The sequence below is a fragment of the Pseudomonas sp. MPB26 genome (assembly GCF_046605355.1).
Classification (GTDB): Bacteria; Pseudomonadota; Gammaproteobacteria; order Pseudomonadales; family Pseudomonadaceae; genus Aquipseudomonas; species Aquipseudomonas cedrina.
Genome location: NZ_CP176793.1, coordinates 1,787,201 through 1,804,711, shown reverse-complemented (window position 1 = coordinate 1,804,711; position 17,511 = coordinate 1,787,201). Strand labels below are relative to the sequence as shown.

Here is a 17,511-nt window from a genome sequence, read left to right as displayed (position 1 = left end):
ACACGAGTGCCTGGCATGCAATTACCGGACATGAACCTGCTGGTCGCCCTCGACGCCTTGCTGGATGAGGGCAGCGTAGTCGGCGCGGCGCGTCGCATGAACCTCAGCCCGGCGGCCATGAGCCGCACCCTCACGCGCATCCGCGAAGCCGTGGGCGATCCGATCCTGGTGCGCGCCGGTCGCGGCCTGGTGCCAACGCCCAAGGCGCTGCAGTTGCAGGGCCAGGTGCGCAACGTGGTTGAGCAGGCAGCGTTGCTGTTTCGCTCGGCGGATCAGGTGGACCTGAGCACGTTGCGCCGCCGCTTCAGCGTGCGCGCCAATGACTTTTTCATTGGCGTTTATGGCGGTCGCCTGTTCGACACCATGGAGCGCATGGCGCCGCTGTGCGAGCTGTGCTTCGTGCCCGAAGGCGACACCGACGACGAAGCCCTGCGCGAAGGGCGGCTGGATTTGCGGGTGAGCAACACCCTGCCGGCAAGCCCTGAGGTGAAGGTGCAGAACCTGTTTTCCACTACCTTCGTCGGCCTGGCGCGGGAAGACCATCCGTTGTTCGATGAAGAAATTACCGCCGCCCGTTTTGCCAGCTATTCCCATATCAGTATCTCGCGGCGCGGCATTGCCCGTGGGCCGATCGACACCGCACTGAATGCCCAGGGCCTGGAGCGCCGCGTGGCGATGATCGCCCCAGGCTTTCACGGCGCCATGTTCATGCTGCCCGATTCCGACCTGCTCCTGCCGGTGCCCAAGGAAGCGCTCCTGAGCGCCAAACGCCTCAAACTGCCGCTGCGCGCGTTTGCCTTGCCGATCTCCCTGCCGACGCTGGTATTGGCCCAGTTCTGGCACCCGCGTTTCGACAAAGACCCCGCCCATAAATGGCTGCGTGAAACCATGCGCGAGAGCTGTCACGCCACCTGGCTGGAAGCACAACCCGCTTAAAGTGAATGCGGTCTATGTGGGAGCTGGCTTGCCTGCGATAGCGGTGGGCCAATTAACCAATCTGTATCAGACAGTCCGCCATCGCAGCATAGGTATCTACACAACTTTCAAAGGCTAAAAAATCTCCCTGTAGTGAGCGGGCTTGTCCCGCGCTGGGTGGCGAAGCCGCCCCAAACCAGACGATCTGGTTTCATCTGGAACACTACGTGTCCTTATTGGGGCCGCTTCGCAGCCCAGCGCGGGACAAGCCCGCTCACTACCATGATATGTAGATACCTATGGCCATCGCAGGCAAGCCAGCTCCCACAGGAATCAGTACTGGATTTTAGGATTGCGTCTGGCGCACTTATAACCTGCCAATAAGTAACTTTTTGTCATGGATTTACCTGATTAAACTGCTCGGGTATTGACCATTCCGAGTTACCTGTTCATGACTTCCCTCGCTGCTCCCGCCCTTGAGGCCGCAGCCAAGCCCGTCGCTATCACTCCTCCCGTCTTCGGCCCGCGCATCATCATCGGCCTGGTCGGCGTGTTGTTGGCCGTGCTGGTTTCGGGCCTCAACGAGATGGTCACCAAGGTAGCGCTCGCGGATATTCGCGGTGCGCTGTCCATCGGTTTTGATGAAGGCACCTGGCTGGTTGCGGCCTACACCGCCACCTCGGTGTCGGCCATGGCCTTTGCGCCCTGGTGCTCGGTGACCTTTTCGCTGCGCCGCTTCACCTTGTGCGCCATCGGCCTGTTCACGCTGCTCGGCATCCTGTGCCCGTTCGCGCCGAACTACGAAAGTCTGCTGGTGCTGCGCACCGTGCAAGGCCTGGCGGGTGGCGCGTTGCCGCCGATGCTGATGACCGTCGCGCTGCGCTTCTTGCCGGCCAGCGTCAAGCTCTACGGCCTGGCCGGCTATGCACTCACTGCCACCTTCGGCCCAAGCCTGGGCACACCGCTGGCGGCACTGTGGACCGAGTACGTCGGTTGGCAGTGGGCCTTCTGGCAAATCGTCGCGCCGTGCCTGCTGGCGATGGCCGCCGTAGCCTATGGACTGCCCCAGGACCCGCTGCGCCTGGAGCGCTTCAAGCAGTTCAACTGGTGTGGCCTGCTGCTGGGCTTTCCGGCGATCTGCATGCTGGTGATCGGCATCCTGCAAGGCAATCGCCTGGACTGGTTCGAGTCGGGACTGATCACCTGTCTGCTGTTGGGCGGCAGCGCGTTGCTGGTGCTGTTCATGCTCAATGAGTGGGCGCACCCCATGCCGTTTTTCAAGCTGCAGATGCTCGGCCTGCGCAACCTCTCGTTTGCCTTGATTGTCCTGGCGGGCGTGCTGATGGTGCTGACCTCGGTGATCATCATCCCGTCCAGTTTCCTGGCCCAGGTCCAGGGTTATCGTCCGCTGCAAACCGCGCCAGTGATGTTGCTGATGGCGCTGCCGCAATTGATCGCGCTGCCGCTGGTGGCGGCGCTGTGCAACCTGCGCTGGGTCGATTGCCGCTGGGTGCTGGGGATCGGGCTGGGCATGCTGGTGCTGTGTTGCGTTGGCAGTTCGCAGCTGACCTCGGCGTGGATTCGCGACGATTTCTACGGGCTGTACCTGCTGCAGATTCTGGGGCAGCCGATGGCCGTGCTGCCGCTGCTGATGCTGTCTACCGGCAGCATCCAGCCAACGGACGGCCCGTTCGCCTCGGCCTGGTTCAACACCGTCAAGGGCTTTGCCGCCGTGATCGCCACGGGCGTGCTCGATACCTTGACCACCCAGCGCCTGCACTTTCACTCGACCCGGTTGGTGGACCGCCTGGGCAACTCACCCCTGGCCGACGGCGACGCGCCGGGCTTGGCGCACCGTCTGCACGAGCAGGCGGTGGTGCTGACTTCTTCGGATCTCTACTACGTCATGGCCGCCGTCGCGGCGGCGTTGATCCTGCTGATTTTCTGGATGCCCACGCGGATCTTCCCGCCTCGCGCACCGACTTGATTGAAAGGATTGTTCATGAAACGCAAAGATAAAATTGCCGTCTCCGTTATCGCCGTATTGGCGGTTGGCGTAATCGTGTACCTGGCTGCGCCGGGTCTGCTGGGCAGCAAGCGCCAGACCACCAACGACGCGTTCGTCGCCGCTGACTTCACCCTGGTGGCGCCGCGTGTGGCGGGCTTCATCAAGGAAGTGCTGGTGGAGGACAACCAGCGCGTCAAGGCCGGCCAGTTGCTGGCGCTGATCGATGACCGCGATTTGCGTGCCGCCGCCCAGGCAGCCGACGCCGATACCCTGGTTGCCCGGGCCCAACTGAAAAACGCTGCCGCGACCCTTGAGCGGCAAAGCTCGGTGATCGCCCAGGCGCAGGCCACTGTGGCGGCGGATCGTGCCGAAGTGGCCTTCGCCGAACACGAGTTGAACCGCTACAACCACCTCGCCGGTGTGGGCGCGGGCACCGTGCAGAACGCTCAGCAAGCCAAGACCCGCATCGATCAGGCCACTGCGCGCCTGGCCAACGCCACGGCGGTGCTGGCGGCCGAACGCAAGCAAGTGGAGATCCTCACCGCCCAGCGCGATGCCGCCGAAGGTGGGCTCAAGCGTGCCCAGGCCGCGCTGGAGCTGGCCAGTTATCAGCTGTCGTACACGCGCATCGTCGCCCCGGTGGACGGCATGGTCGGCGAGCGTGCGGTGCGGGTCGGCGCCTATGTGACGCCGGGCAGCAAGATCCTCGCCGTAGTGCCACTGGAGCAGGCTTATGTGGTGGCCAACTTCCAGGAAACCCAGCTCTCCCATATGCGTGCCGGCCAGGCTGTGCAGGTGCGCGTCGATAGCCTGGACGGTGAGCTGCTCAACGGGCATCTGGAAAGCCTGGCACCCGCCACCGGGGTGACCTTCGCTTCGATCAAGCCGGATAACGCCACCGGCAACTTCACCAAGGTCGTGCAGCGCATTCCGGTGAAAATCGTCCTCGAACCCAACCAGGCGCTGACCGAACGCCTGCGGGTCGGCATGTCGGTGGAAGCCACTGTCGACACCCAGCCGACCGCGCAGCAGCATGAGGTGGCCCAGCAATGAAACACATTGCCTGGCTTACCTTGAGCCTCATCAGCCTGAGCGCCTGCACCGTTGGCCCGGACTTCCACAAACCCGACAGCCCACAACTGACGCAATGGAGCCAACCCCAGGGGCGCCAGGCGGCCAGCCGCGCCGTCAGCGACCCGTTGCAGGAGCGCTGGTGGGACGTGTTCCACGACGAGCAGCTCTCGGCGCTCACGCGTCGTGCGCTCACCGGCAACCTCGACTTGAAACTGGCCGGCAGCCGCCTGGAACAGAGCCGCGCCGTACGCCAGGTGACCACCGCCGAGCGCTACCCTGATGCCGACGCCACGGGGGCCTACCAGCGCAAGCGCAACAGCGGCAAAGGTTTGAACGATCCGTCCGGTGAAAACGGCCGTTCGGCGTTCAACCAGTGGGACACGGGCTTCTCGGCATCCTGGGAGCTGGACTTCTGGGGCCGCGTCAAACGCGAAACCGAAGCCGCCGACGCCACCCTGCACGTCGCCGAGAACGACCGCCGCGCGGTGCTGCTGTCAGTCCTGGCCGAGACCGCCCAGGACTACATCCAACTGCGCGGCGTACAGAACACTCGCGCCGTCACCGAGCAAAACCTCGACGTTGCCCGCCATAGCCTCAAGCTGTCGCAGTTGCGTTTGGCCGACGGCGTGGCGACCGACCTGGACGTCGCCGAGGCCGCCGCTCAAGTCGCCGCCATCGAGGCACGGCTACCGGATCTGCAACAACGCCAGGACCAATTGATCAACGCCCTCAGCCTGTTGATGGGCGAGCCGCCCCAGGCCTTGCACGCGCAGTTGTCCAAGGACGCCGCCGTGCCGCAAACCCAGCGCCAGGTTGCCATCGGCCTGCCGTCGGAACTGGCCGAGCGCCGCCCGGATATCCGCCAGGCCGAAGCCCGGCTGCACGCCGCCACTGCGAACATTGGCGTGGCCAAAGGTGACTTCTACCCGCGCATTACCCTGTCGGGCAATCTTGGCTCCCAGGCCATGCAACTCTCGGATTTCGGTTCCTGGGGCTCGCGCGCCTTTGCCTTCGGCCCGCAGTTCAGCGTGCCGCTGTTCAACGGCGGACGACTGCAGGGCATGTTGAATCTGCGTGAAGCCCAGCAACAGGAAGCGGCGCTGGCTTACCAGCAAACCGTGCTGCGGGCCTGGCATGAAATCGACGACCAACTGACCCGCTACAACGCCAGCCAACTGCGCCGCGACAGCCTCGCCGAAGCCGTGCGCCAGAACCGGATCGCCCTGCGCACCGCGCAGCAGCAGTACGTGGAAGGCGTGGTGGATTTCGTCAACGTACTCACCGTGCAAAGCGCGCTGCTGGCGACGCAGGAACAGTGGGTGGAAAGCTCGACGGGCGTGTCCCTGGCGATGGTTGGGTTATACAAAGCGCTGGGCGGAGGGTGGGAATCGGTGTATCCGCTGCAAACCGCCAGCGATCTGGGTGCTATTACGGCGAAGGGCGCACGGTAGTGTCGAGCCTGACCTACGACTGGTAGGCAATCGGTTGTAGGACGCGTCCTGATTGAGTCGGGGGTGAACCCTAAACGTCTCGCGAGCGCTAGCTTTCCATTGGCTAACCTCGCGAGAACTGCCTATGTCCATCGCCGAAAATCCTTACGCCACGCCGCAGTCTCGTCTGAGCTGGATGCCGGTTCGCCAACCCATGTTTTTGGTCGTGGCTCCGCGCAAATTTCTCGCCATGGTGTTGCTGACGCTGGGCGGCTACTTTGCCTACTGGCTCTACCGGCAATGGACGCTTTATCAGCAAGCTACCGGCAAGCGGCTGTGGCCCTGGGTTCGGGTGCTGTTCCCGGCGTGCTATTTCTGCTCGCTCATTCTTCGCGTGATGCAGGAACTGGAACAGGGTGAATCCGCCTATTACTGGTGGCCGCGTTGCCTGGCGGTGATGATCTTTGTGTGTGGGTGTTTGCCCCTCACGGTGTTGTGGCTGCTCTCACCGTTTGCGGCACTTGCTGTAGCGGCCTGCATTGCCGTGTTGCAAGTGGCGCTCGCGTTGCAGCTGCAGTGTGCGATCAATCACTTGGAACGCGATCCGGAGGGAGAGGGAAACGCGGGCCTGACGCGCGCCAATTGGTTTGGAATAGCGGGTGGGCTACTGGCCTGGGGGTTGCTCGTTACAGGTGGGGTCTGGGGCGCCGGATAAGAGGCCAGCGTTTCAAGGGTTCTGCAAAAACACCACATACCCTCGAAACCACTCACTCCCTTGCAGATACTTGGGTTCCTCCCACGCCCCACCCTGAATCAAGCCGATCTTGAACGCCAGCCCCAAGCGATTCATGCGTGGCAGGTACGCCGCGTAATCCGGGATGCTGTGGCGCCCCTGATAGGTCTGCACCACCACTTCATCCACCACGCCTTTGAGTTGGGCGACGGCGGCGGGGTCGGCGTTGCTGCTCCAGTCCATCAGGCCGGTGATGCTCAGGCGCAGGTCGCTGGGCAGGCGCTGGCGCAGGTCGCGCAGGAAGTGGGCGTATTCGTGCAGGTACTGGGTGCGGGCGTCGAAATCGATCTGAATGCCGACCACCGGGTTGCCTGCGTCGCGCCAGCGTTTCACCTGGCCGAACAATTGGCGGTAGACCTGCTCGGGCCAGTGCAGGGTGTGGGCGCGATAGACGATCCAGATGTCGCCCTGGGTCAGGCGCGGCACGCTGATGCCTTGGGCGATCATCCGCACGCCTTGCTGGGGCGCGCGGCGGGTGGAGTTGATCTGGCCTTGGAGGATATACAGGGTTTTGGCCTGCTTGAGCACCGGTTGTGGCGTGACGCCGCTCCACAGCCAGAAGGCATCATAGTCGCGGGCGTCGACGGCGCCAAAAGCCGGGCTTGCCAGCAACAGCAAGCCAAGCCAGAGGTGCTTCACCAGTAGTACTGCAGCGATTTGCCCCACTGGGTGTCGGCGAAGCTGCTTTTGAGCTGGCGGAACCAGGCCTTGCGCACCGCCGGCGTGACGTCCTGGCCGCCGCAGCTGTTGTAGCCGGACGGCGCATAGCAGTTGATGGCGCGAAACAGCGCATAGGCCCTGTCATTCTTCGGTGCCTTGGCGTTACCGATCACCTGTTTGTAGCCGTCCAGGCGCGAGAACGTTTCACCCTTGAAGTCCGACGCGCTGCTGCCCAGGCTGCCGGCGGCGCGTGCCTGTTCCAACGGCATGCCGTCCAGGCCGTTGCGCAGGATGAACTCACCCATGCAATTGAGGCCTTGTGGGTTTTTGGCATCGCCCTGCAAGGTTGCGGCGATTTGCGCGATGCTTGGGCAGGCATAACCGGACTCGGCCTTATCGCCGTTCCACTGGAACAGCTTTAACGTTTGGCTGGCGCTGTAGACGTAGCCCAGGCTGGTGCCCAGTTTGTCTTCCGGAGCAGCGGCCGGCAGTTGCTTGAGGTCGTCGGCGAAGGTGGCGAACTGGCCACGCAGCAGGTCTTTGTAGAGCAGCACGAACTGCGCGGTCTGGCGCTCCATGGGGTCGCTAGCCTGGGCGATCTGCTGGCGCAGCAGCTCGGGGCCCGCCACGTTGCGCAACAGGATATAGCGCACTTGCCTGGCGCTGATCGGTGAGTCGGCGGCGAAGACCTTGGCCAGCTGGCCGCTGCGCTCATAGTTCATGGCCAGGGCCAATTCCAACTGGTCGCGTTGCAACGGCAGTTTTGCCAGGGGCAGCAGTTGCAGCCAGAGCGCCTCAGCCCCTTTCCAGTCTTGCTTGGCTTCCAGGGCCAGGGCGCGCAGGGTCTGCTGGCTGAAGGCGAAGTAGTCCAGGCTCGTCGGCACGCTCTGCGGCAAGTGTTTCAACGCGGCGTCCGGCTGATGTTCGGTATACAACGCATGCGTCGCCAGCAGGTAGTCGTACAGTTGCGGCGCGCCGACGAACGCGGCTTTTTGCTTCTCCAGGTCGGCGCGGGAAAGGGCGGGTTGGTTGCCACCGCGCATCACCATCAGGTCGCTGACGAGTTGGATCATTGGCGTAGTGACGGTCTGGCTATTGACCATCAACAGCTTGAGGTCAGCTTCTTCCACCAGTTCATCCACGGACACATTGCGCTGCGCGTTCGTTGCCTCGGTCATCGCCCAGGCGTAGGCCTCGGCGAGTTTGGTGTTGTCCCCCGCCAGCCAATACACGCGGCGCAACAGGCCACGGGCAGAGGCCACGTAGTCGCCTTGTGGATACTGTTTCAGGTAATTGAGAAAGCCCTGTTCGGCATCGCTCAGCGCCGCCTTGTCCACCTGTTCCAGGCGCGGCATACCGTACTCGTCGAAGGCTTCAGCCTGGGCCTGGTTCAAGGAGGTGCGCGCGGTCATGTACAGCGCAGTCTGCTGCAGCCAAGGCAGGTTGCTCGTGCTGGCGGCGGCAAAACCGCGTACGGCGTAACCAAAGCGACCGCTGTAGAAGTCGGCGGCGGCTTGCAGGTAAGTGCGCAACCGCTGGCCTTCGCTGGACTGGATCTGCTGGGCGTCAGCCACCTGGCCGTCCCAGGAACAGGCGGTAAGCAGCTTCAGGCGTGCCTTTACCAGCAACTCGCGTTCGGCCGCCGGTATATCGGCCTTGATCACCTGGCTGATAAACGCAGTGGCGCTGTCATCGTCGTTGCTGCGACAGCGGCTGCCTTCACCGTTGAGGAACGCTTCGCCTGCGGTTTTGTAGTCGTCGCGCTTGATGCCCAGGGGTTGGAGCAACGTGTCGAGTTCAGCGGTGCGCGAATCATCCGGCGCGCTGTCGGGTTCGTCGTCAGTCGCGCGCACAGGCGCCAGGCGATAGACCGGGAAGGGCACCGGGCCAAAGCCCTGGGCCAGGTCATCTTCGCTCAAGGCGTTGGGCGTCAGGGGCGCAGCATTTTTGTCCGCCAGCAACAGGCGCAGGTTGACGCGGCTGTCGTTGCCCGGGCTGAGGAAGGGTTGGTTGCTGCATGAGTCGAGACTGTCACGCGCGACCCGCCAATCGGGGTAGCACGAGTCATCGGAACTGGCCTGGGCCTGTTGGGAAATTCCGGCGAGCAGTGCCAGTGCCAGGGGTGACAGAAAACCGATGCGCATGACGTGTCCTTGATCCTGAGTCCGTGGAGGAGGGCAATAGTAGCGTGTTCCTACTACCGCTTCGGAGAAGCCCTGCACAAATTGTCGAATTATCGGTCTATGAAGGCGAATCAAGGGCTTTTGCCCTAGAGTGGCGGTGTTTGCATTCAGGCAATCAAGGGTTGGGGAATCAAGGTGCGTCGGTTTGTGGTAGAGCGAAACGAAAAGGTCGGGACATTACCCGCACTCAACCGCCTCACTTGGGAAGGTGCCGGCTGGATCAGCCGACTCTGGTGGGTACCGATCCTGGCACTGGCTATCGCCCTGCGTTTTTACAACCTGACGGCAGCGGCCATTTGGGGCGACGAAGGCTCCAGCCTGTTGCTCAGCGAATACGCGTTGGCCGATTTGTGGTTCCACGCGGCGCACGACGTGCACCCTCCGCTGTACTTTTTCCTGCTGCGCGGCTGGATCGAGCTGTTCGGCGACAGTATCTGGTCGATTCGCGCCATGAGCGCCATTCCCGGCGTGATTGCCGTAGGGCTGGGCGTCTGGCTGACACGGCAACTGTCCACTCGGCGTGCGGCGGTGCTGGCGGGGATCCTGCTGGCGCTGCTGCCGACGGCGGTGCGCTACAGCCAGGAAGTGCGCATGTATTCGCTGCTGGCCGTGTGGTTGCTGGGCGCCACGCTGGCGCTGGTGTACTGGGTACGGCAACCCGAGCGCACACGCCATCTGGCGGCGTATGCCGTATTGATGAGCGCTGGTTTCTATACCCATTACTTCACCGCGCTGTGCGTGCTGGTGCATTGGAGCTACCTGGGTGTGCTGGGTCTTACGACGGCGCATAACAGGCGCCTGATCACGCGCCCGGCATGGTGGGTGGCCAACGCCACGATTGTGCTGTTGTTCCTGCCGTGGCTACCGAACCTGCTGGATCTGGTGCAGCACGTCGAACAACTCAAGGTGGGTGGCGACATCGGCTGGGAAGAGCCGGTCAACCTGTTCTCGCTGCCGTCGATGATCTGGCAGTTCATGCTGCAGGATGAAGGCATTGGGTTCTGGGCACCGTTGTTCTGGCTGTTCCCATTGCTGCTGGTGACGGTCGTCATGATCACCGCTTGGCGTGACCGCGAACGCTACCGTCCGGCCAGCCTGTTGGCGCTGTTTTTCCTGTTGCCGCTGTTGTCGGTGTACGGGGCGTCTTTTATTTCCCCGGTATTTATCGAGCGTTACCTGACGGTGTACGCCTTGGGTTTGCCGATCCTTTTCGCGATCGCAATTGACCGCTTGCCTTCGCGCTTTTCTCTGTTGGGGGCGGCGCTGTGTGTGCTGTTCGTTGGCGTGGAACTGGTCGGGTTGAAAAATAATTTTGCGGTGGATGAGCATGATCAATTCAACGTGCCGGTGGAGTTCGTCAACCGTAATTACCAGGAAGGCGATCGCATCGTCCTCAGCGACATGATGTGGTACTTGAGCTATGTGTATTACGACCAGACCGACGCTCAATTGCAGTTGTATACCCCGCCCAAACCCGACGGCACGCCCACCCGGCCCAACGCTTATGGTTTCGGCACCCTGGTGGACCAGGACGGCGGCCGCATCTACCTCGACCACCTGTCGGCGCTGCCCGAGGGCACCCGTCGCGTGTGGCTGATCAGCAGCGTTGAGATGCCAGATGAATTCGCCCCATTGCCCCAGGGCTGGCGCGAACTCAGTCGCCAGGAGGGCGGTGGCGCCAGGGCGCGATTGTTCGTGTTGTGCAATGTTGCGTCGGCGCAACCCGAAGGCTGCCGCTAGACTGAAAGAATTCTCTGCGCTCAGGAGTCCCATTATGGAATCAAGCATGCATAGCTTGCCGTCACTGTTCAAACAGCTTGGGCTACCGGATGACCCGGTGAGCATCGAGAAATTCGTGACGGTTCACTCGCCGCTCAAGCCTGAGCTGAAACTGGCGGATGCGTTCTTCTGGACAGACAGCCAAAGAGCGTTTTTGCGCGAGGAGATTCTGGACGATGCGGATTGGGCGGTGGTGGTGGATGAGTTGAATCTGATGCTGCGGGGCGGGCGAGGGGTTTGAAGATGAATGGCGCCCATGGTGGACCGGTTGCCGTGCTCAGTCACAATCGTGTGATGAGCTATCGGGTTCCTGCCCACGTATTTGAAGCGATGATGGAGCGTCTGGATGACTTGGAATTGGCGGAACTTGTCCGCTCTCGCAGCCATGAGACGCCTGTACCGGTAAGTCTGGATGACCTTTGAAGCACTGCTGAGCTAAATGTGGGAGAGCCCTCCGAATCTCTGATTTGGCGCTGTCGGGCAGCAAACTGAGGTCTCTGTGGCAAGCCCGCTCGCCACAGGAATGTAGCCATCTGAAATTGCTTGTGTGAGGCTCAAATTTCAAAGCGAAATGTTAACCCTTTAAAATCAGTAATTTATTTTAAGTTTGATAAGAGCGGGCTTGCTCCCACACTGGATTCTGTGGTGTTGCGGCTATCGCTGAAAATGCAACACCCGCACTCAAATGCGCTTTACTTATCACACCTTCCACCACCCATCCGCTAAATTGTTTCAAAACTTGACGCATTTGGATCACTCCATCATATTGATAGTTAGCAAACTAACTGTATGCGAACGATCCAGTGCCTCAATCCCTCGAACAACTCCAGATGAACCTCAGCAGCAGCATGGTGGTGGGCGCCCGTAACTGGCGAAAAATCTGCCAGAGCACGCTGGTGAGCTATGGCATCTCCGAAGCCTGCGCCGTGCCGTTGTTGATGATCGGCCGCTTGGGCGACGGTGTGCACCAGGTAAAAGTCGCCCAGGCCTCGGGCATGGAAAGCCCGTCGCTGGTGCGCCTGCTCGACCGGCTGTGCTCTGACGGCTACGTGTGCCGCACCGAAGACATCCATGATCGCCGCGCCAAGTCATTGAGCCTTACCGAGCGTGGCCGCGAGCTGGTACACGCGGTGGAAGCGCAACTGGTGCGCCTGCGCAAGGACGTCCTGGCGAATATCGCGCCCGACGATCTGGAGGCCGCGCTGCGTGTGTTGCGCGCCTTCGAGGCGGCGACGCCGTGAACGGTTTTTTCACTGGCATGCCGCCTGCCAAAGACTGGTTCTACGGGGTTCGTACCTTCGCCGCGTCGATGATTGCCTTGTACATCGCCATGCTCATGCAGATGCCGCGTCCGTACTGGGCGATGGCCACGGTGTATATCGTGTCGAGCCCGTTTGTCGGCCCTACCAGTTCCAAAGCGCTGTACCGCGCCATCGGCACCTTTATGGGCGCGGCGGCGGCGGTGGTTTTCGTGCCGATGTTTGTGCAGTCGCCCTACCTGTTGGTGGTGGTGATTGCGCTGTGGACGGGCACGCTGTTGTTTTTGTCGATGCACCTGCGCACCGCCAACAATTACGCGCTGATGCTCGCTGGCTATACCTTGCCGCTGATCGCCCTGCCGGTGGTGGATAACCCGCTGGCGGTGTGGGACGTGGCCGAGGCGCGTACCGAAGAGATCTTCCTCGGCATCGCCGTGGCGGCGGTGGTGGGCGCAATGTTCTGGCCGCGCCGGCTGATGCCGGTGTTCGATGGCTCGGTGGCCAAGTGGTTTGCCGACGCGCAGGTCTATAGCCAGCGCTTCCTCACGCGCACGGTTGAGCCTGAAGAAATCAGCACGCTGCGCGGCGGCATGGTCGCCACGTTCAATACCCTTGAATTGATGATCGGCCAGTTGCCCCATGAAGGCGCCCGGCCGCAGACGGTGCGTAATACCAAGGAACTGCGTGGGCGGATGATCCACCTGCTGCCGGTGGTCGACGCCCTGGACGACGCGATCTACGCCATCGAACACCGTGCACCGGAGTTTCTCGATCAGTTCACGCCGCTGCTGGAAGCCGCCAGTGCCTGGCTGGCAAGCACTACAGAAAACGCCCCCGTCGAACGCTGGCGCGTGCTGCGCGACAAGATCGACGCCGCCCAACCCCAGGGCGAAGCGCTGGATGACCGCCACACGCTGCTCTTCTCCAACGCCCTCTACCGTCTGGCCGAATGGATCGACCTGTGGCAGGACTGCCGCAGCCTGCAAGCCGCCATCCAGTGCGAAAGCCAGGACACCTGGCGCGCCGTCTATCGCCACTGGCGCCTGGGCCGGCTTACGCCGTTCCTCGACCGTGGGCTGATGTTCTACTCGGCGTTTTCCACCGTCACCGCAATCATCGTCGCCTCGGTGCTTTGGATTTTGCTCGGCTGGACCGACGGCGGCAGCGCGGTGATCCTGGCCGCTGTCGCCTGCAGTTTCTTCGCCTCGATGGACGACCCGGCGCCGCAGATCTACCGGTTCTTTTTCTGGACGGCCATGTCGGTGCTGTTCGCCAGCCTCTATCTGTTCCTGGTACTGCCCAACCTGCACGATTTCCCGATGCTGGTGCTGGCGTTTGCCGTGCCGTTTATCTGCATCGGCACGCTCACCGTGCAGCCGCGCTTTTACCTGGGCATGTTGCTGACGCTGGTGAACACCTCGTCATTTATCAGCATCCAGGGCGCCTATGACGCCGACTTCCTCAACTTCGCCAACGTCAACCTGGCCGGTCCCGTGGGCCTGCTGTTCGCCTTTGTGTGGACGCTGATCGCGCGGCCCTTCGGCGCCGAGCTGGCGGCCAAGCGCCTGACCCGTTTCAGCTGGCGCGATATCGTCAGCCTTACGGAGCCGGCGACCCTCGCCGAACACCGGCACATGGCCGCGCAAATGCTCGACCGCCTGATGCAGCACCTGCCGCGCCTGGCGCTGATCAACCAGGACACCGGCACCGCCCTGCGCGATTTGCGCGTCGCGCTGAACCTGCTCGACCTGTTGGCCTACTCGCCGCGGGTCCTCGGTGTGCCACGGGTGCTGCTCAACCAGGTGGTGGAAGGCGTGGGCGGCTATTTCAAGGCCTGCCTCAAGGCCGGTGAACGCCTGCCGGCGCCGAGCGGTCTGCTGATGACGCTGGACCGCACGCGTCGCGCCCTCAACGGGCAAGGCCTGCAAGACGAAGACGACACCCGCCTGCACTTGCTGCATGCGCTGGCCGGTTTGCGCCTGGCGCTGTTGCCGGGCGTAGAATTCATTGGCGGCGCCGAGCTGCAAGCGCCGCTGCCTGATGGAGCGCCCTTATGATTGGTGATCTGGATATCAGTGGGGTGTTCCTGCCCACGCTGCTGGTGCTGATGGGCATTACGTACGTGTTGTTTCTGGTGGTGCACGGGCTGTTGACCCGCGTCCACTTCTATCGCCTGGTCTGGCACCGGGCATTGTTCAATGTGGGGCTCTACGCGCTGTTGCTGGGCGCGGTGGACTCACTCAGTCGATACCTGATGACATGAAAAAACCTTTTTTGACCATCGGCCGTGTGGTCCTCACGCTGTTGATCGTGACGTTTGCGGTCGTCGTTGTGTGGCGCATGGTCATGTACTACATGTTTGCGCCCTGGACCCGTGACGGGCACATCCGTGCCGACATCGTGCAGATCGCCCCGGACGTGTCCGGGCTGATCCAGCGCGTCGACGTCCACGACAACCAGTTGGTGACCAAAGGCCAGGTGCTGTTCGCCGTCGACCAGGACCGCTTCAAGCTGGCCCTGCGCCAGGCCCAGGCCGCCGTGGCCGACCGCCAGGAAACCCTGGCCCAGGCCCAGCGCGAGTACAAGCGTAACCGTGGCCTGGGCAACCTGGTGCCCAGCGAGCAGTTGGAAGAAAGCCAGTCCCGCGTCGCCCGTGCCCAATCGGCCCTGGCCGAGGCCCAGGTAACGGTGGATTCGGCCCAGCTCAATCTTGACCGCTCGGTAATCCGCAGCCCCGTGGACGGCTACGTCAACGACCGGGCGCCGCGCACCCAGGAATTCGTCACCGCCGGGCGTCCGGTGTTGTCGGTGGTGGACAGTAACTCGTTCCATATCGACGGCTATTTCGAAGAGACCAAGCTCGACGGCATCCATGTCGGCATGGACGTGGACATCCGCGTGATCGGCGACAACGCCCGCCTGCGCGGCCATGTGCAGAGCATCGTCGCCGGTATCGAAGACCGCGACCGCAGCAGCGGCTCCAACCTGTTGCCCAACGTCAACCCGGCGTTCAGCTGGGTGCGCCTGGCCCAGCGGATTCCGGTGCGCATCGCGTTTGACGAGGTGCCGCCGGACTTCCGCATGATCGCCGGGCGAACCGCGACCGTCTCGATCATTGGCGATAAGGTTAAAGACGGAGGCACGCCATGAAGCAGCTGCTGGCAAGCGCCGCGCTGGGTTTGCTGCTGACGGCCTGCCAAGCGGTGGGCCCGGACTACCAATTGCCGGACAAGGCCGCCATCAACCGGAGTGACCTGCAAGGAGAGTTGGCAGGCAAGGGCGGCAATGTGGTGTCGGCGCCGGTGCCAGCGGACTGGTGGAAGCTGTACAAGGACCCGCGCCTGGATGAGCTGGTGCGCCAGGCCATGGCGTCCAACACCGACCTGCGCGTGGCCGCCGCCAACCTGCAGCGGGCGCGCTTTCAGACCCAGCAAGCGCAATCGGCGGGTGGTTGGAGCGCCGGCGCCAAGGCCGAAGCCCAGCGCCTGCAGGAGTCCGGCGAAGCGTTTTTGCTGGCTGACAAAGTCCCGGTGGATAACATCGGCAGCGTCGGGATCACCACGTCGTATCAATTCGACCTGTTCGGCACCTTGCAACGCGGCATCGAAAGCGCCCAGGCCAGCGCCGATGCCGCGCAAGCCGCCGCCGATATCGCGCGCATCACGCTGGTGGCGGACGTTGTGCGGTCCTACACCCAAGTGTGCGCGGCGAACGAAGAGCTGGCGATCGCTAACGAATCCCTTGAGCTGCAAGCCCAGAGCACGAAACTGACCCAGCGCCTGCGGGACGCCGGGCGCGGCGATGAAACCCAAGTGACGCGCTCGCAAACCCAATACAAATCCCTGCGCGCCGATATGCCGCGCTACCAGGCGTTGCGCCAGGCCGGGCTGTTTCGCCTGTCGATGCTGCTGGCCAAGCCGGTGGACCAACTGCCGGCGGGCACCAACACCTGCGCTGAACTACCCCACATCGCCCAGCTGCTGCCGGTAGGTGACGGCGCGACCCTGCTCAAGCGCCGCCCGGATGTGCGCCAGGCCGAACGCCAACTCGCCGCGGCCACCGCGCGCATCGGCGTGGCCACCGGCGCGCTTTACCCGGACATCAGCATCGGCGCCACGGTGGGCACCGTGGGTCTGCTCGACAACCTTGGCCAACCGGCGACCAACCGCTGGGGCTTTGGCCCGATGATCAGCTGGACGGTGCCGACCAATGGCGCCCGCGCGCGCATCCACGAAGCCGAGGCCGCGACCCAGGGCGCCCTGGCGCACTTTGACGGCGTGGTGCTCAACGCCATCCGTGAAACCCAGACGGGCCTTGCGCAATACACCGCGCAACTGCAACGTCGCGACGCCCTCAGCGACGCCGGCGAGTCGGCCAAGGAAGCGGCGGCCCAGACCCATCGCTTCTTCCAGGCCGGCCGCGCATCGTTCCTGGCCGACCTGCAAGCCACCCGCACCTACACCGATGTGCGCGCCCAACTGGCAGCGGCCAACACCCAGGTTGCCATGAGCCAGATCGATCTGTTCCTGGCCCTGGGCGGCGGTTGGGAAAGCGGACGAACGCAAGCCTCACCGCCCGGCAAACCCTGAGCAGGTAGCTATGCTTTGACAGGTGGAGCGCCCCCTTGTTTTCAGGGCGCTTCGCCTGATATCGCTTGCGTTGCTCATGGGGATCGCGAAATGAAAAACCCTTATGCTCCCGCGTTCTGGTGCGTGCTGTTCGCACTGGTGCTGTTATCGGCCGCTTATTTCTACGGCGTCATGCTCGCCCATCAACTCGACAAGGCCATGGTGTTTCTCGACAGCGCCTGCCTGGTCATCGGCACCCTGTCCATCGGCGTGGTGGCCTGGGCCTCCTACCAGAACCAGCGGGTCAAGAAAAAACTCCTCGAACAAGGCAAGACCCGTGTGGTGATCTGGGACACCAAGGTCGCGCTGCGCCGGGTCGAAACCGTGTTCGACCGCTATTTCTGGGGCAGCTATTGGCAGCCGGGGCGGACCTTCCAGGAAGTCATGGGTGACCTCACCGGCACGCCGCTGGAAAAAAGCCTCGAAGTCCTGAAAAAACAGTGCGTGGCCCTCGACCGGCAAGTTGCCGAAGGTAGGCACTGGCTGAATAACGCGCGGGAATTGTCCGACGTTGCAACGCAAATGGCCCGCGAGCGCTACCAGCTGGACTTCTGCGACCCCAAGTCCGACACCCCCGCAAACGCCGTGATACACCGCGAGTTTGAGGTGCTGGTATACACCTGGACGGCGCGCCTGAAGAGCTTCGACCACCAGCTCGATGAAATTGAGCTGGAGTACTCCTGAACTCCTGCTGAATCGATCCCTCTGAAAAGCTGGGCCGTTCGCGCCCGCCAGTGCTAATCTTCCCCCGTTTTCGGCGGGCTTGAGCCAACCCCCTCAGG

The 17,511-nt window shown here is 62.8% G+C and carries 16 protein-coding genes and 1 pseudogene; 14 read left to right on the top strand and 3 right to left on the bottom strand.

Features of this window, described 5'->3' with window-relative positions; translation table 11 throughout:
- Nucleotides 1–15 precede the first annotated feature (15 nt).
- From ACLH0H_RS08280 to ACLH0H_RS08260, 5 genes are all read left to right on the top strand, one after another.
- The gene (locus ACLH0H_RS08280) at nucleotides 16–936 is read left to right on the top strand and encodes a LysR family transcriptional regulator (protein WP_076951481.1); all 921 of its coding nucleotides are present in this window, start codon (nucleotides 16–18) and stop codon (nucleotides 934–936) included.
- A gap of 430 nt (nucleotides 937–1,366) precedes the next feature.
- Nucleotides 1,367–2,902 (top strand): MFS transporter, encoded by a 1,536-nt coding sequence (locus tag ACLH0H_RS08275; protein WP_411381660.1) that lies wholly within the window; start codon nucleotides 1,367–1,369, stop codon nucleotides 2,900–2,902.
- A gap of 15 nt (nucleotides 2,903–2,917) precedes the next feature.
- Nucleotides 2,918–3,976: an HlyD family secretion protein gene (locus ACLH0H_RS08270; RefSeq protein WP_411381659.1), complete on the top strand. Its 1,059-nt coding sequence runs from the start codon at nucleotides 2,918–2,920 to the stop codon at nucleotides 3,974–3,976.
- On the top strand, nucleotides 3,973–5,448 hold the full coding sequence (locus tag ACLH0H_RS08265; protein ID WP_411381658.1) for an efflux transporter outer membrane subunit: 1,476 nt from the start codon (nucleotides 3,973–3,975) through the stop codon (nucleotides 5,446–5,448). Before ACLH0H_RS08270 ends, ACLH0H_RS08265 begins: the two co-directional genes overlap by 4 nt.
- 124 nt (nucleotides 5,449–5,572) lie before the next feature.
- Entirely contained in the window at nucleotides 5,573–6,142 is a 570-nt protein-coding gene (locus ACLH0H_RS08260) for a hypothetical protein (RefSeq protein WP_411381657.1), read from the top strand.
- A gap of 12 nt (nucleotides 6,143–6,154) precedes the next feature.
- Here the strand turns inward: ACLH0H_RS08260 and ACLH0H_RS08255 are convergent, their stop codons facing one another.
- Together ACLH0H_RS08255 and ACLH0H_RS08250 are read right to left on the bottom strand one after the other, a co-directional pair.
- Nucleotides 6,155–6,859, bottom strand: a complete 705-nt coding sequence (locus ACLH0H_RS08255; RefSeq protein ID WP_411381656.1) for a DUF3142 domain-containing protein — start codon at nucleotides 6,857–6,859, stop codon at nucleotides 6,155–6,157.
- Nucleotides 6,856–9,024: an outer membrane assembly lipoprotein YfiO gene (locus tag ACLH0H_RS08250; protein ID WP_411381655.1), complete on the bottom strand. Its 2,169-nt coding sequence runs from the start codon at nucleotides 9,022–9,024 to the stop codon at nucleotides 6,856–6,858. Before ACLH0H_RS08250 ends, ACLH0H_RS08255 begins: the two co-directional genes overlap by 4 nt.
- A 174-nt stretch (nucleotides 9,025–9,198) precedes the next feature.
- Between ACLH0H_RS08250 and ACLH0H_RS08245 the strand changes: the two genes are divergently transcribed.
- The 3 genes and pseudogenes from ACLH0H_RS08245 to ACLH0H_RS08235 form a co-directional block, all read left to right on the top strand.
- A complete protein-coding gene (locus ACLH0H_RS08245) occupies nucleotides 9,199–10,803 on the top strand; it encodes a glycosyltransferase family 39 protein (protein WP_411381654.1) in 1,605 nt (534 codons plus the stop codon).
- 34 nt (nucleotides 10,804–10,837) lie between these two features.
- Nucleotides 10,838–11,083: a DUF2789 domain-containing protein gene (locus tag ACLH0H_RS08240; protein ID WP_076951488.1), complete on the top strand. Its 246-nt coding sequence runs from the start codon at nucleotides 10,838–10,840 to the stop codon at nucleotides 11,081–11,083.
- Between the two features lie 2 nt (nucleotides 11,084–11,085).
- Nucleotides 11,086–11,265 (top strand): annotated as a pseudogene (locus ACLH0H_RS08235) (antitoxin); the annotation flags it as partial.
- A gap of 178 nt (nucleotides 11,266–11,443) precedes the next feature.
- On the opposite strand, the gene ACLH0H_RS08230 reads toward ACLH0H_RS08235, so the two are convergent.
- The gene (locus ACLH0H_RS08230; RefSeq protein ID WP_411381653.1) at nucleotides 11,444–11,590 is read right to left on the bottom strand and encodes a hypothetical protein; all 147 of its coding nucleotides are present in this window, start codon (nucleotides 11,588–11,590) and stop codon (nucleotides 11,444–11,446) included.
- An 82-nt stretch (nucleotides 11,591–11,672) separates the two neighbouring features.
- On the opposite strand from ACLH0H_RS08230, the gene ACLH0H_RS08225 reads away from it, so the two are divergent.
- The 6 genes from ACLH0H_RS08225 to ACLH0H_RS08200 all read left to right on the top strand — a co-directional run bounded on the left by ACLH0H_RS08225 (nucleotide 11,673) and on the right by ACLH0H_RS08200 (nucleotide 17,413).
- Nucleotides 11,673–12,083 carry a MarR family winged helix-turn-helix transcriptional regulator gene (locus tag ACLH0H_RS08225; protein ID WP_411381652.1) on the top strand — a complete coding sequence of 137 codons (411 nt, stop codon included), beginning with the start codon at nucleotides 11,673–11,675 and terminating at the stop codon, nucleotides 12,081–12,083.
- Nucleotides 12,080–14,158 carry an FUSC family protein gene (locus ACLH0H_RS08220; RefSeq protein WP_411381651.1) on the top strand — a complete coding sequence of 693 codons (2,079 nt, stop codon included), beginning with the start codon at nucleotides 12,080–12,082 and terminating at the stop codon, nucleotides 14,156–14,158. Before ACLH0H_RS08225 ends, ACLH0H_RS08220 begins: the two co-directional genes overlap by 4 nt.
- Complete coding sequence (locus tag ACLH0H_RS08215) at nucleotides 14,155–14,364, top strand: DUF1656 domain-containing protein (protein ID WP_012721577.1); 210 nt, start codon at nucleotides 14,155–14,157, stop codon at nucleotides 14,362–14,364. Before ACLH0H_RS08220 ends, ACLH0H_RS08215 begins: the two co-directional genes overlap by 4 nt.
- The gene (locus ACLH0H_RS08210; RefSeq protein WP_411381650.1) at nucleotides 14,361–15,251 is read left to right on the top strand and encodes an efflux RND transporter periplasmic adaptor subunit; all 891 of its coding nucleotides are present in this window, start codon (nucleotides 14,361–14,363) and stop codon (nucleotides 15,249–15,251) included. The genes ACLH0H_RS08215 and ACLH0H_RS08210 overlap by 4 nt, the downstream gene beginning before the upstream one ends.
- Nucleotides 15,248–16,690: an efflux transporter outer membrane subunit gene (locus ACLH0H_RS08205; RefSeq protein ID WP_411381649.1), complete on the top strand. Its 1,443-nt coding sequence runs from the start codon at nucleotides 15,248–15,250 to the stop codon at nucleotides 16,688–16,690. Before ACLH0H_RS08210 ends, ACLH0H_RS08205 begins: the two co-directional genes overlap by 4 nt.
- Before the next feature lie 90 nt (nucleotides 16,691–16,780).
- Nucleotides 16,781–17,413, top strand: a complete 633-nt coding sequence (locus ACLH0H_RS08200) for an NADH:ubiquinone oxidoreductase subunit N (RefSeq protein ID WP_076951497.1) — start codon at nucleotides 16,781–16,783, stop codon at nucleotides 17,411–17,413.
- The last annotated feature ends 98 nt before the right edge of the window (nucleotides 17,414–17,511 follow it).

What these genes read in the sequence shown, in the direction of transcription:
- ACLH0H_RS08280 (WP_076951481.1), top strand. Translation starts at nt 16, where the DNA reads ATGCAATTACCGGACATGAACCTGCTGGTCGCCCTCGACGCCTTGCTG.
- ACLH0H_RS08275 (WP_411381660.1), top strand. Translation starts at nt 1,367, where the DNA reads ATGACTTCCCTCGCTGCTCCCGCCCTTGAGGCCGCAGCCAAGCCCGTC.
- ACLH0H_RS08270 (WP_411381659.1), top strand. Translation starts at nt 2,918, where the DNA reads ATGAAACGCAAAGATAAAATTGCCGTCTCCGTTATCGCCGTATTGGCG.
- ACLH0H_RS08265 (WP_411381658.1), top strand. Translation starts at nt 3,973, where the DNA reads ATGAAACACATTGCCTGGCTTACCTTGAGCCTCATCAGCCTGAGCGCC.
- ACLH0H_RS08260 (WP_411381657.1), top strand. Translation starts at nt 5,573, where the DNA reads ATGTCCATCGCCGAAAATCCTTACGCCACGCCGCAGTCTCGTCTGAGC.
- ACLH0H_RS08250 (WP_411381655.1), bottom strand. Translation starts at nt 9,024, where the DNA reads ATGCGCATCGGTTTTCTGTCACCCCTGGCACTGGCACTGCTCGCCGGA.
- ACLH0H_RS08240 (WP_076951488.1), top strand. Translation starts at nt 10,838, where the DNA reads ATGGAATCAAGCATGCATAGCTTGCCGTCACTGTTCAAACAGCTTGGG.
- ACLH0H_RS08230 (WP_411381653.1), bottom strand. Translation starts at nt 11,590, where the DNA reads ATGCGTCAAGTTTTGAAACAATTTAGCGGATGGGTGGTGGAAGGTGTG.
- ACLH0H_RS08225 (WP_411381652.1), top strand. Translation starts at nt 11,673, where the DNA reads ATGAACCTCAGCAGCAGCATGGTGGTGGGCGCCCGTAACTGGCGAAAA.
- ACLH0H_RS08215 (WP_012721577.1), top strand. Translation starts at nt 14,155, where the DNA reads ATGATTGGTGATCTGGATATCAGTGGGGTGTTCCTGCCCACGCTGCTG.
- ACLH0H_RS08210 (WP_411381650.1), top strand. Translation starts at nt 14,361, where the DNA reads ATGAAAAAACCTTTTTTGACCATCGGCCGTGTGGTCCTCACGCTGTTG.
- ACLH0H_RS08205 (WP_411381649.1), top strand. Translation starts at nt 15,248, where the DNA reads ATGAAGCAGCTGCTGGCAAGCGCCGCGCTGGGTTTGCTGCTGACGGCC.
- ACLH0H_RS08200 (WP_076951497.1), top strand. Translation starts at nt 16,781, where the DNA reads ATGAAAAACCCTTATGCTCCCGCGTTCTGGTGCGTGCTGTTCGCACTG.